Origin of the sequence: Burkholderia sp. USMB20, assembly GCF_000949135.2 — a bacterium.
Classification (GTDB): Bacteria; Pseudomonadota; Gammaproteobacteria; order Burkholderiales; family Burkholderiaceae; genus Burkholderia.
The window spans coordinates 18,336-31,109 of the sequence record NZ_JTAN02000014.1; the positions used below are offsets into that span (position 1 = coordinate 18,336).

Genomic DNA, 12,774 nt, shown 5'->3' on the forward strand with positions numbered 1-12,774 from the left:
GCGCCCGTTCGCGGTTCCGACGAACAAGAATTGCTGATGGAGCGTGCATGGACGAGTTGACACTCGGTTTGATCGGCGCGGGCGCCGTCGTGGTGGGCGGCGTCGTGGTCTACAACGCGTGGCAGGGCGCGAAGGTGCGGCGCAGGATGCCGCGCCCGATGCCGGAAGAGGCGGTCGAGGCGATGAATCGCCCCGAGCGCGACGAAGAGCTGCCGTTCATCGAGCCGGTGCGCCAGCCCGCACGCCGCGAGCCCGCGGCGCCGGCACCGGCCGCCGCCGCGCCGCGAGCGCGCAGGTCGAAGCCGCGCGCGTCGAGCCGACCTTCGGCGGCGTGGCGCCTGCCGACACGCCGGCCGACCTGCAGGCCGAAGCCACCGGGGCGACGCGCCGTCGGGGTCGGACCGAGTCGGCCGAGCAGGCCGTCGACGATGCCGCCGCCGCCACGCAGGAAGCGCCGGCCGCCGCCGCATCGCACGAACCGGCCGAACCCGTGCTGCCGGCCGCCACGACGATTTCGTCGGCGCCGCCCGCGATCGTCGACCGCCGGATCGACTGCATCGTGCCGATTCGCCTCGGCGCGCCGCTGCCGGGCGACAAGATCCTGCCGGCCGCGCAGCGGCTGCGCCGCGCGGGCAGCAAGCCCGTGCATATCGAAGGCAAGCCGGAAGGCGGCCAATGGGAGCTGCTGCAGAACGGCGTGCGCTATGAAGAGCTGCGCGCGGCCGCGCAGCTCGCGAACCGCAGCGGCGCGCTGAACGAGCTCGAATTCTCCGAGTTCGTGACGGGCGTCCAGCAGTTCGCCGACACGATCGACGGCGCACCGGAATTCCCCGACATGATGGAGACGGTCGCGATGGCGCGCGAGCTCGACGGCTTTGCCGCGCAGTGCGACGCTCAGTTGTCGATCAACGTGATGTCGGACGGCGCGCCGTGGTCGGCGAACTACGTGCAGGCCGTCGCGTCCCAGGACGGGTTGCTGCTGTCGCGCGACGGCACGCGGTTCGTGAAGCTCGACGCGAAGCAGAACCCTGTGTTCATGCTGCAGTTCGGCGACACGAACTTCCTGCGCGACGACCTGACCTACAAGGGCGGCAACATGATCACGCTGGTGCTCGACGTGCCGGTCGCCGAAGAGGACATCCTGCCGTTCCGGCTGATGTGCGATTACGCGAAGTCGCTGTCCGAGCGGATCGGCGCGCGGGTCGTCGACGATTCGCGCCGGCCGCTGCCGGAATCGACGCTCGTCGCGATCGACCAGCAACTGATGAAGCTGTACGCGAAGCTCGAGGAAGCGGGCATCCCGGCCGGTTCGCCGGTCACGCGCCGTCTCTTCAGCCAGTAACGCGTTGCACGGGCGGCGGCCTGACGTGCCGTCGCCCGTCGGTCGCTGCTGCAGTGCACACACCCCGCCTGGATGTGCTGCAGCGGGCCTGCGCGGCACGCATCGCGCGCCCCCGTCGCGGCGTCAAACTGAGATAATCGAACATCCGATTTTTCAGAACGAATCTGCCGCCAGCATGGCCCGAACCCAAGCCGAACCGCCAGCCAGCCAGCCCGACGCGCGTGCCGCGTGGCTGCGCGACCAACTCGAGCGGGCGAATTACGCCTATTACGTGCTCGACCAGCCGGACCTGCCCGACGCCGAATACGATCGGCTGTTCGGCGAGCTGCAGCAACTCGAAACCGATCATCCCGAACTCGTGACGCCCGATTCGCCGACGCAGCGCGTCGGCGGCGAAGTGGCGGGCGGATTCACGCCGGTCGTCCATGACGCGCCGATGCTGTCGCTGAACAACGGCTTCGCCGACGAGGACATCGTCGCATTCGACAAGCGCGTCGCCGATGCGCTCGACAAGACGACCGATCTCGCCGGCTCGGTGACGGACCCGGTCGAATACGCGTGCGAGCTGAAGTTCGACGGGCTCGCGATCTCGCTGCGCTACGAGCAGGGCGTGTTCGTGCAGGCGTCGACGCGCGGCGACGGCACGACCGGCGAGGACGTGACCGAGAACGTCCGCACGATCCGCTCGATCCCGCTGAAGCTGAAGGGCAAGCATGTGCCGGCCGTGCTCGACGTGCGCGGCGAGGTGCTGATGTTCAAGCGTGATTTCGCACGCCTGAACGAACGCCAGCGCGCGGCCGAGCAGCGCGAATTCGCGAACCCGCGCAATGCGGCGGCCGGCAGCCTGCGCCAGCTCGACCCGAAGATCACCGCGCAGCGTCCGCTGTCGTTCTTCGCGTACGGGGTCGGCAGGCTCGACGGGATGCCGATGCCGGACACGCACAGCGCGCTGCTCGACTGGTACGAAACGCTCGGCCTGCCGGTGAACCGCGAACGCGCGGTCGTGCGGGGCGCCGATGGCCTGCTCGGCTTCTTCCGCAAGGTCGGCGAGAAGCGCGAGTCGCTGCCGTACGACATCGACGGCGTCGTCTACAAGGTGAACCGGCGCGACGAGCAGGACCGCCTCGGCTTCGTGTCGCGCGCGCCGCGCTTCGCGCTCGCGCACAAGTTCCCGGCGCAGGAAGCGCTGACGAAGCTGGTCGCGATCGACGTGCAGGTTGGCCGCACGGGCGCGATCACGCCGGTCGCGCGGCTCGAGCCCGTGTTCGTCGGCGGCGCGACGGTGACCAACGCGACGCTGCACAACGAGGACGAAGTGCGCCGCAAGGACATCCGGATCGGCGATACCGTGATCGTGCGGCGCGCGGGCGACGTGATCCCCGAGGTCGTCGGTGCGCTGCTCGATCGGCGGCCGGCGGACGCTGCCGAGTTCGTGATGCCGACCGAGTGCCCGGTGTGCGGTTCGAAGATCGAGCGCCTGCCGGACGAGGCGATCGCGCGCTGCACGGGCGGGCTATTCTGCCCGGCGCAGCGCAAGCAGGCGCTGTGGCACTTCGCGCAGCGCCGCGCGCTCGACATCGACGGGCTCGGCGAGAAGATCATCGATCAGCTCGTCGAACTGAATCTCGTGCGCACGCCGGCCGACCTGTTCAATCTCGGTTTCGCGACGCTCGCTGAACTCGACCGGTTCGCCGAGAAGTCCGCGCAGAATCTGCTCGACTCGCTCGAGAAGGCGAAGCACACGACGCTCGCGCGCTTCATCTACGGGCTCGGGATCCGCCATGTCGGCGAATCGACCGCGAAGGATCTCGCGAAGCACTTCGGGTCGCTGACGCCGATCATGGACGCGTCGATCGAGGAACTGCTCGAAGTGAACGACGTCGGGCCGATCGTGGCCGAGTCGATTCACCAGTTCTTCGCGGAAGAGCACAACCGCACGGTGATCGAGCAATTGCGCGCGCCCGGCAAGGTCACGTGGCCCGAAGGCCCGCCCGCGCCGAAGGCGCCACAGGGCGTGCTCGCCGGCAAGACGGTCGTGCTGACGGGCACGCTGCCGAACCTCACGCGCGACGCGGCGAAGGAGATGCTCGAAGCGGCCGGCGCGAAAGTCGCGGGCTCGGTATCGAAGAAGACGGATTATGTGGTCGCGGGCGCCGACGCCGGAAGCAAGCTCGCGAAGGCCGAGGAACTCGGCATCCCCGTGCTGGACGAAGACGGACTGCACCAACTCCTGGAGGGCAATACGCCATGATTCGCGAGATCCTGAAGATGGGCGATCCGCGCCTGCTCGAAGTCGCCAAGCCGGTCGAGCGGTTCGACACCCCCGAGCTGCACGAGATCGTCGCGGACATGTTCGAGACGATGCATCACGCGAACGGCGCGGGGCTCGCCGCGCCGCAGATCGGCGTCGGGCTGCAGATCATCATCTTCGGCTTCGGCAGCAACAACCGTTATCCGGATGCACCGCCGGTGCCCGAGACTGTGCTGATCAACCCGAAGCTCGAGTACATGCCGCCGGACATGGAAGAGGGCTGGGAAGGCTGCCTGTCGGTGCCGGGCATGCGCGGCGTCGTCAGCCGCTACGCGAAGGTGCGTTACAGCGGCTTCGACCAGTTCGGCGCGAAGCTCGACCGTGTCGCCGAAGGCTTCCATGCGCGGGTCGTCCAGCACGAATACGATCACCTGATCGGCAAGCTGTATCCGATGCGGATCACCGACTTCACGCGCTTCGGCTTCACCGAGGTGCTGTTCCCGGGGCTCGATCCGGCCGCCGACGACTGACCTTGATGCGGCTGCGCGCGCCGCGTTGCGTGTGGTTTCGTACCGGATATGAAAAAGCCCGCTTGCGCGGGCTTGTTTCATGGTGCGGCACGCAGCGCGTGCCCGCTGTCAGAACGACTCGTCGGCCGACAGGTAGCGCCATTGCCCCTGCGGCAGCGCGCCGAGCATCACGCGGCCCATCCGCACGCGCTTCAGGCCGATCACTTCGAGACCGACCAGTTCGCACATGCGGCGGATCTGGCGCTTCTTGCCTTCACGCAGCACGAAACGCAGCTGTTCGCCGTTCTGCCAGCTGACCATCGCCGGCTTCAGCGGGACGCCGTCGAGTTCGAGGCCGTGGCGCAGCTTCGCGAGCGATTCCGCGGGGAAGTGCTGGTCGATGTCGATCAGCCGTTCGCCGAAGCGCACGCGCACCAGATACTCCTTGTCGATGTCCGACTGCTCGCCGATCAGCTGCTTGGCGATCACGCCATTCTGCGTCAGTACGAGCAGGCCGGTGGAGTCGATGTCGAGCCGGCCGGCCGGCGCGAGCGCGTGCAGGTGCTGCGGCGAGAAGCGCAGCGGCGAGCGGTCGCCGCTCCACTGGTTGGCGCGCGTGATCAGCACCGATGCCGGTTCATAGCCGTCTTCCGCCTGACCCGACACGTAGCCGACCGGCTTGTGCAGCAGGATCGTCACCTGCGCGGCCTGCGCGGCGCTCGCGCGCTCGTCGATCTCGATCTTCTGGTCCGGGCGGACCTTGGTGCCGAGCGTGTCGATGCGTTCGCCGTCGACGAGCACCCAGCCCTTTTCGATCCACTCGTCGGCTTCGCGGCGCGAGCACAGGCCGAGTTCGGACATGCGCTTCGACAGGCGCATCAGGCCGGTTTCGTCGCCGTGGTCGACTTCGGCCGCCGCGCGCTTGACCGGTTGCGCAGTCTTGACCGCACCGAACGAGCGGCGTTCGCCGTCGCGTGCGGGGCGTGCCGGGCGGTCGCCGAAGCTGCGCTTCGCGCCTTCGCCGGATGCCTTGTCGCGATAGGACGGGCGTTTGCCTTCATCGGCGCCTGCGCGGCGCGGGCGGGCGTCTTCATCACGACGCGGCGGGCGATCGGACGACGTGCGACGGTCGCCGAAGCTGCGTTTTGCGCCTTCGCCGGATGCGTTGTCGCGATAGGGCGCACGTGCGCCGCCTTCGCCACCCGCGCGACGCGGACGTGCATCGTCGTCGCGACGCGGCGGGCGATCGGACGACGTGCGACGGTCGCCGAAACTGCGTTTTGCGCCTTCGCCGAATGCGTTGTCGCGATAGGGCGCACGCGGGCCGCCTTCGCCACCCGCGCGACGCGGACGTGCATCGTCGTCACGACGGGGCGGACGATCTGAAGACGTGCGACGGTCGCCGAAACTGCGCTTCGCCCCTTCGCCGGATGCGTTGTCGCGATAGGGCGCACGCGGGCCGCCTTCGCCACCCGCGCGACGCGGACGTGCATCGTCATCACGGCGCGGCGGACGATCCGACGACGTGCGACGGTCGCCGAAGCTGCGTTTTGCGCCTTCGCCGGACGCGTTGTCGCGATACGGCGCACGTGCGCCGCCTTCGCCACCCGCGCGACGCGGACGTGCATCGTCGTCACGACGCGGCGGGCGATCCGACGTCGTGCGACGGTCGCTGAAGCTGCGTTTTGCGCCTTCGCCGGATGCGTTGTCGCGATACGGCGCACGTGCGCCGCCTTCGCCACCCGCGCGACGCGGACGTGCATCATCATCGCGACGCGGCGGGCGATCCGACGACGTGCGACGGTCGCCGAAGCTGCGCTTCGCCCCTTCGCCGGCTGCGTTGTCGCGATACGCCGCGCGCGCGTGCCGCGTTCGGCACCGCCTCACGCGGCGCACGCTTGGCCGGTGCGCGATCCGCCCCGGGCGCTCGGCGCCTGCCGCGCCGCCGCGGCCTTGAACGAGCGTTCGCCGGCGGCGGCCGGCGCGGCCTTCTTCGGGCGCGCCGGCTTGTCGCCTGCGGGTAGCGCGGCGGGGCGCACCGCCTTGCGGGCGACGAGGCTGCCGGAGCGGACAGGGGCGCGGGTCGGCGACGCCCGGCTTCGGATTCTTGACGGTTAATTTGGTGCGCATAAACGCTGGGATTCATTCAGACTGCGATCGCGCGCAGCAATTCGGTTTCGAGCTGGATCTGCAGGCGGTTGTCGGACAGGCCGGCACCGTCGAGCAGGAAGATGTCCTCGACGCGTTCGCCGAGCGTATTGATCCGCGCCGCGTGGACGCCGACCTGATGCTCGGCCAGGACGCGCGCGATCGAATAGAGAAGGCCCGGCCGGTCGTTGGCGGACACGGACAGGATGTAGTACTGGCCGCGCTCGTCGGCCCGGAGGTCGACGCGCGGCGTGATCGGAAATGTCCGCGACAACCGCGACAGGCGGCCCTTGGACGGCTCCGGCAGCGACGCGGTTTCGGCAAGGCGCGCCGCGAGTTGCTGTTCGACGAGATTCGCGATGTCGCGGTAGCGCACGTCGCGTTCGGTCTGCGTGACGATGAAGTTGTCGAGCGCATAGCCGTGCCGCGTCGTGCTGACACGCGCATCGAGCACCGACAGCCCGTTGCGGTCGAAGTACGCGCAGATGCCCGCGAACAGGTCGGGGCGGTCCTTCACGTACACGAGCACCTGCAGCGCGTCGCCGATCGGCGACGGCCGCGCGCGCACGATCGCGGTCTCGGCGTTCACGTGCCGGTACAGCACGCGCGTCTGCCATGCGATGTCGGCCGCGTCGTGACGCAGGAAGAAGCCGACGTCGAGCTGGTCCCACAGCGCGCGGTGCGCGTCGTCGGGCACGGTCTCGAGGCGCAGCAGCGCGAGCGCCTGCTCCTGCCGCGACTTCAGTTCCGAATGCGCGTCGGGGTTCGCTCCGCCGAGCACCGCGAGCGTGATGCGGTACAGGTCCTCGAGCAGCTTGCCCTTCCACGTGTTCCACACCTTCGGGCTCGTGCCGCGGATATCGGCGACGGTCAGCAGGTAGAGCGCGGTGAGGTAGCGCTCGTTGCCGACGACTTCGGCGAAGCGCTTGATGACTTCCGGGTCGCTCGTGTCCTGCTTCTGCGCGACCTGGCTCATCGTCAGGTGATGCTGGACGAGCCACACGATCAGCGACGCGTCGTCGCCGGTGATCCCGTGCTCGCGGCAGAAGCGCCGCGCGTCGGCCATCCCGAGCGTCGAGTGGTCGCCGCCGCGGCCTTTCGCGATGTCGTGGAACAGCGCCGCGACGTACAGCACCCACGGGCGCTCGAAGTTGCCGATCAGCTGGCTGCAGAACGGGTACTCGTGCGCATGCTCGGCCACCGCGAAGCGGCGGATGTTGCGCAACACCATCAGGATGTGCTGGTCGACCGTGTACACGTGGTACAGGTCGTGCTGCATCTGGCCGACGATGCGGCGGAAATTCAGCAGGTAGCGGCCGAGCACGCTCGTCTGGTTCATCAGCCGGAACGCATGCGTGATGCCTTCGGGCTGCTGCAGGATCTGCATGAACGTGCGGCGGTTCTGCGGATCGCGCCGCCACGTGTGGTTCATGATCTCGCGCGAGTTGTAGAGCGCGCGCAGCGTGCGGGCGGACAGGCCCTTCACGCCGCGGGTCGCCTCGTACAGCAGGAACGCCTCGAGGATCGCGTCGGGATGGCGTTCGAACACGCCGTCGTCGACGATCTCGAGCATGCCCTGCTTCTCGACGAATCGATCGGGCGACAGCACACGCGTGATGCCGCTCGTCGCGGGGAACAGCTGCGCCTCGATGTTCTGGATCAGGATCGTCGCCAGCTGCGTGACCGCTTTCGCGGCCCAGTAGTAGCGGCGCATCAGCTGCTCGCTCGCGCGCTTGGCCTGCGTCGGCCGGTAGCCGAAGCTCTCGGCGGCCTGCGTCTGCAGGTCGAACACGAGCATGTCCTGGCGGCGCCCGGCGATCACGTGCAGCCGCGCGCGCAGGGTCTTCAGGAATCCTTCGTTGCGGCGCAGCTCGCGCGCTTCGCGATCGGTGATGAGGCCGCGCGTGTCGAGCTCGCGCCAGCTGCTGCCGAAGCCGGCCGCGCGCGCGATCCACAGGATCGTCTGCAGGTCGCGCAGCCCGCCGGGGCTCTCCTTCACGTTCGGCTCGAGGCTGTACGGCGTGTCCTGGAACTTCGCGTGGCGCTGGCGCATCTCGAGCACCTTCGCGGTGAAGAAGGCGCGCGCGTCGAGCGCCTCGTGATACCGCACGGTGAAGCGTTCGAACAGCGCGGTGCTGCCGACGATGCGGCGCGCTTCGAGCAGCGAGGTCTGCACGGTGACGTCCTGCGACGCCTCCTCGATGCATTGCTCGACCGTGCGCACGCTGCTGCCGATCTCGAGGCCGAGATCCCACGCCATCCCGATGAAGCGCTCGATCCGCGCGTCGAGCGCCGGGTCGTGCGCATCGGGCAGCAGCACCAGGATGTCGACGTCGGAGTGGGGCGCGAGCTCGCCGCGCCCGTAGCCGCCGACGGCGACGAGCGCGAGCGTCGCGGGCAGCCCGCAGTCGTCCCACACGCGCTTGAGCGCATCGTCGGTGAGTCTCGACAGCGCGTGCATCAGCGATGTGACGTTCGTCGCGCTGCGAAAGCGCTCGAGCAGGTCGGCCTTGGCGGCCTTGAATTCGGCGCGCCGCGACAGCGCTGCGGGCGAGGGGGCGGCGTGAGCGCTCATGGGCGGCCGTTCAGGTCAGCAGGTGAGGGGTGGGCGGGGCGGGCGCGACGGCGCTCAGACCGCGGCGGCCGGTTGCGCGAACACCGGGCGTGCCGGCGTGCCGGCGGACACGGTCAGCACCTCGTAGCCGGTTTCGGTGACGAGCACGGTGTGCTCCCATTGCGCGGACAGGCTGCGATCGCGCGTCTTGACCGTCCACTGGTCGGGCATCGTGCGGATGTCGCGCTTGCCGGCGTTGATCATCGGCTCGATCGTGAAGATCATCCCGGCCTTCAGCTCGATGCCGGTGCCCGGGCGCCCGTAGTGGACGACCTGCGGATCCTCGTGGAACACCGTGCCGATGCCGTGGCCGCAGTATTCGCGCACGACGCTGTAGCCCTGCGCTTCGGCGTGCTTCTGGATCGCGTAGCCGATGTCGCCGAGGTGCGCGCCGGGCTTGACCTGGTCGATGCCGAGCCACATGCACTCGTAGGTGGTCTGCACGAGGCGCTTCGCGAGGATCGAGCCTTCGCCGACGATGAACATCCGGCTGGTGTCGCCGAAGTAGCCGTTCTTGATCACGGTGATGTCGATGTTCAGCGCGTCGCCGTTCTTGATCACCTTCTCGCCGGGAATGCCGTGGCAGATCACGTCGTTGACCGAGATGCAGGTGGCCTTCGGGTACGGCGGATAGCCGGGCGGCTGGTAGTTCAGCGGCGCGGGGATCGTGCCCTGCTCGTTGAGCATGAATTCGTGACAGAGCCGGTCGAGTTCGGCGGTCGTGATGCCCGCGACGACGTGCGGCGTGATGAAGTCGAGCACTTCGCTCGCGAGACGGCAGGCGACGCGCATCTCGGCGATGTCGTGTTCGTTTTTGAGCGTAATAGCCATCGAGGTATGCCTGGAATGCGGTGAATTGACGGATTATCGCACCTTATGGCGGGCCTCGCAGCCCCTGCCGGCGGTGCCGGTGCGGGTTTTCGCGGATTGTCCGGCCGGCTGCCGCGCGGCAAGCGAAAGTGGCGGGCGACTTGAGAGCCGACAAATCGGCGTGCTATACTCTTTGGCTAAGTCGACATCCAAATGCCGAACATGCCCCGATGTAGGGCGGTATCGCGACGGCATCAGGATGAAAGGCTTGCGGCACGGGCAGTTTCGCACGTGCCGAATCGCAAGCCGGCGCAACCAGGGTGCCGGCCGCGCGGAACGCGCGGCGGTACGGCAGCCGGCTTAAGACCCAACCCTCGTGGAGAATTTACATGGCAGTCACGATGCGCCAAATGCTGGAAGCGGGTGTCCACTTCGGTCACCAGACGCGCTTCTGGAACCCGAAGATGGCTCCGTTCATTTTCGGTCACCGTAACAAGATTCACATCATCAACCTCGAAAAGACGCTGCCGATGTTCACGGACGCACAGAAGTACGTGCGCCAGCTGGCAGCGAACCGCGGCACGATCCTGTTCGTCGGCACGAAGCGCCAGTCGCGTGACACGATCGCCCAGGAAGCGCAACGTGCGGGCATGCCGTACGTCAACGCACGCTGGCTCGGCGGCATGATGACCAACTTCAAGACGCTGAAGGTATCGATCAAGCGCCTGAAGGACATGGAAGCGGCAGTCGAGGCGGGCGAGCTCGAGAAGATGAGCAAGAAGGAAGCGCTGCTGTTCGAACGCGAAATCGCCAAGCTGCAGAAGTCGATCGGCGGCGTGAAGGACATGGGCGGCATTCCGGACGCGATCTTCGTCGTCGACGTCGGCTACCACAAGATCGCCGTCACGGAAGCGAACAAGCTGGGCGTGCCGGTCATCGCCGTGGTCGACACGAACCACTCGCCGGAAGGTGTGGACTACGTGATCCCGGGCAACGACGACTCGAGCAAGGCAGTCGCGCTGTACGCTGAAGGCGTGGCCGACGCGATCCTGGAAGGCCGTGCGAACGCGGTCAACGAAGTGGTCCAGGCAGCGCGTGGCGACGACGAGTACGTCGAGGAAAACGCGTAACTGGCCCCGAGCCGGCGCAAAAAGGGGGCTCTCAACAGGCCCCCTTTTTTTAAGCTTGTGCGCCGGACCTGATCGCGCCGAATCGGCGCGGGTCCGGAAACGATTTTCGGCCGTTCGCGTCCAAGCGGGCGGCGTTGTGAATACAGACTCAAGGAGCGAATGATGGCGGCAATTACCGCAAGCATGGTGGCAGAACTGCGCGCAAAGACCGACGCACCGATGATGGAGTGCAAGAAGGCGCTGACGGAAGCCGACGGCGACCTGGCCAAGGCTGAAGAGCTGCTGCGCGTCAAGCTCGGCAACAAGGCGAGCAAGGCGGCATCGCGCGTGACGGCAGAAGGCGTCGTCGCATCGTTCGTCGGCGGCAACGCGGGCGCGCTGGTCGAGCTGAACTGCGAAACCGACTTCGTCGCGAAGAACGACGACTTCCTCGCATTCTCGAAGACCGTCGCAGAACTCGTCGCGACGCAAAACCCGGCAGACGTGGCAGCGCTGTCGGCACTGCCGCTCGACGGTTCGACGGTCGACGCAGTCCGCCTGGCCCTGATCGGCAAGATCGGCGAGAACGTCTCGATCCGCCGTTTCGTCCGTTTCGAAACCGCGAACAAGATCGCAACGTACCTGCACGGCGCGCGTATCGGCGTGATCGTCGAGTACACGGGTGCGGAAGAGCAGGTCGGCAAGGACGTCGCGATGCACATCGCCGCGATGAAGCCGGTCGCCCTGTCGTCGGCCGACGTGCCGGCGGAACTGATCGAGACGGAACGCCGCGTCGCCGAGCAGAAGGCTGCCGAATCGGGCAAGCCGGCTGAAATCGTCGCGAAGATGGTCGACGGCAGCGTCCAGAAGTACCTGAAGGAAGTGTCGCTGCTGAACCAGACGTTCGTGAAGAACGACAAGCAGACGATCGAGCAGATGCTGAAGGCAGCGAACGCGACCGTGCAGAAGTTCGCGCTGTTCGTCGTCGGCGAAGGCATCGAGAAGCGCCAGGACGACTTCGCCGCAGAAGTGGCCGCGCAAGTCGCAGCAGCAAAGCAGCAGTAAGCAGTCAGGCAGTATCCGCGGCGGGCGTTCCGCTCGCCGCGGCCGGCGGCGCCGCCGGCCGGCCGGGAAACCCGGTCCGGTCCCGGCGCTTGCCCGAATCAGTATTTCGCCCTACAGTTCGTGGTTGTCATCCTCTCGTCGCTCGGAAGCCCCTATGTCCAATGCCTATAAACGCGTCCTCCTCAAACTCTCCGGCGAAGCGCTGATGGGCGACGATGCCTTCGGCATCAATCGCGCGACGATCGAACGGATGGTGGCGGATATCGCCGAAGTCGTGGGTCTCGGTACGCAACTCGCGGTCGTGATCGGCGGCGGTAACATTTTCCGCGGTGTCGCGGGCGGTGCGGCCGGCATGGACCGCGCGACGGCCGACTACATGGGGATGCTGGCGACGATGATGAACGCGCTGGCGCTGCAGGACGCGATGCGCCACGCCGGCATCGTCGCGCGCGTGCAGTCCGCGCTGCGCATGGATCAGGTCGTCGAGCCGTACATCCGGCCGCGCGCGATCCGCCAGCTCGAGGAAGGCAAGGTCGTGATCTTCGCGGCCGGCACGGGCAACCCGTTCTTCACGACGGACACGGCCGCCGCGCTGCGCGGTTCGGAAGTGGGCGCCGAGGTCGTTTTGAAGGCGACCAAGGTCGATGGCGTATATTCTGCCGATCCGAAGAAGGATCCGTCGGCCACGCGCTACACGACGATCAGCTTCGACGAGGCGATCAGCCGCAATCTGCAGGTGATGGACGCGACGGCCTTCGCGCTGTGCCGCGACCAGAAGCTGCCGATCCGCGTGTTTTCGATCAACAAGCCGGGCGCGCTCAAGCGCATCGTGCTGGGCGAGGACGAAGGTACGCTCGTCCACGTGTAAACTCCCGCGGATGCGGGCAAGCGGCGCGGGTCGCCGGCCGTGGTGCGTGGCGCACCGG

7 protein-coding genes and 2 pseudogenes are annotated in these 12,774 nt (G+C 67.7%); 6 read left to right on the plus strand and 3 right to left on the minus strand.

All coding sequences use genetic code 11. The features are described 5' to 3' along the window. Window positions 1-47: 47 nt before the first annotated feature. The 3 genes and pseudogenes from PL79_RS18375 (at window position 48) to def (ending at window position 4,123) form a co-directional block, all read left to right on the plus strand. Window positions 48-1,342: pseudogene (locus PL79_RS18375) on the plus strand (cell division protein ZipA C-terminal FtsZ-binding domain-containing protein). 175 nt (window positions 1,343-1,517) lie between these two features. Then, window positions 1,518-3,593 (plus strand): NAD-dependent DNA ligase LigA, encoded by a 2,076-nt coding sequence (ligA, locus tag PL79_RS18380; RefSeq protein WP_044847934.1) that lies wholly within the window; start codon window positions 1,518-1,520, stop codon window positions 3,591-3,593. Next, a complete protein-coding gene (gene def, locus PL79_RS18385) occupies window positions 3,590-4,123 on the plus strand; it encodes a peptide deformylase (RefSeq protein WP_044847933.1) in 534 nt (177 codons plus the stop codon). The genes ligA and def overlap by 4 nt, the downstream gene beginning before the upstream one ends. 111 nt (window positions 4,124-4,234) lie before the next feature. Here def and PL79_RS18390 read toward each other — a convergent pair. The 3 genes and pseudogenes from PL79_RS18390 to map form a co-directional block, all read right to left on the minus strand. Then, window positions 4,235-6,232 (minus strand): annotated as a pseudogene (locus PL79_RS18390) (hypothetical protein); the annotation flags it as partial. Between the two features lie 16 nt (window positions 6,233-6,248). Beyond that, complete coding sequence (locus PL79_RS18395; protein ID WP_044843776.1) at window positions 6,249-8,825, minus strand: [protein-PII] uridylyltransferase; 2,577 nt, start codon at window positions 8,823-8,825, stop codon at window positions 6,249-6,251. 54 nt (window positions 8,826-8,879) lie between these two features. Continuing rightward, a complete protein-coding gene (map, locus tag PL79_RS18400; protein ID WP_021159103.1) occupies window positions 8,880-9,695 on the minus strand; it encodes a type I methionyl aminopeptidase in 816 nt (271 codons plus the stop codon). Between the two features lie 368 nt (window positions 9,696-10,063). Between map and rpsB the strand changes: the two genes are divergently transcribed. From rpsB to pyrH, 3 genes are all read left to right on the plus strand, one after another. Further along, on the plus strand, window positions 10,064-10,804 hold the full coding sequence (gene rpsB, locus PL79_RS18410; protein ID WP_006483818.1) for a 30S ribosomal protein S2: 741 nt from the start codon (window positions 10,064-10,066) through the stop codon (window positions 10,802-10,804). 162 nt (window positions 10,805-10,966) lie between these two features. Next, window positions 10,967-11,848: a translation elongation factor Ts gene (gene tsf / locus PL79_RS18415; protein ID WP_044843775.1), complete on the plus strand. Its 882-nt coding sequence runs from the start codon at window positions 10,967-10,969 to the stop codon at window positions 11,846-11,848. Between the two features lie 154 nt (window positions 11,849-12,002). After that, complete coding sequence (pyrH, locus tag PL79_RS18420) at window positions 12,003-12,716, plus strand: UMP kinase (protein WP_011885142.1); 714 nt, start codon at window positions 12,003-12,005, stop codon at window positions 12,714-12,716. Window positions 12,717-12,774 lie beyond the last annotated feature (58 nt).

What these genes read in the sequence shown, in the direction of transcription:
- ligA (WP_044847934.1), top strand. Translation starts at nt 1,518, where the DNA reads ATGGCCCGAACCCAAGCCGAACCGCCAGCCAGCCAGCCCGACGCGCGT.
- def (WP_044847933.1), top strand. Translation starts at nt 3,590, where the DNA reads ATGATTCGCGAGATCCTGAAGATGGGCGATCCGCGCCTGCTCGAAGTC.
- PL79_RS18395 (WP_044843776.1), bottom strand. Translation starts at nt 8,825, where the DNA reads ATGAGCGCTCACGCCGCCCCCTCGCCCGCAGCGCTGTCGCGGCGCGCC.
- map (WP_021159103.1), bottom strand. Translation starts at nt 9,695, where the DNA reads ATGGCTATTACGCTCAAAAACGAACACGACATCGCCGAGATGCGCGTC.
- rpsB (WP_006483818.1), top strand. Translation starts at nt 10,064, where the DNA reads ATGGCAGTCACGATGCGCCAAATGCTGGAAGCGGGTGTCCACTTCGGT.
- tsf (WP_044843775.1), top strand. Translation starts at nt 10,967, where the DNA reads ATGGCGGCAATTACCGCAAGCATGGTGGCAGAACTGCGCGCAAAGACC.
- pyrH (WP_011885142.1), top strand. Translation starts at nt 12,003, where the DNA reads ATGTCCAATGCCTATAAACGCGTCCTCCTCAAACTCTCCGGCGAAGCG.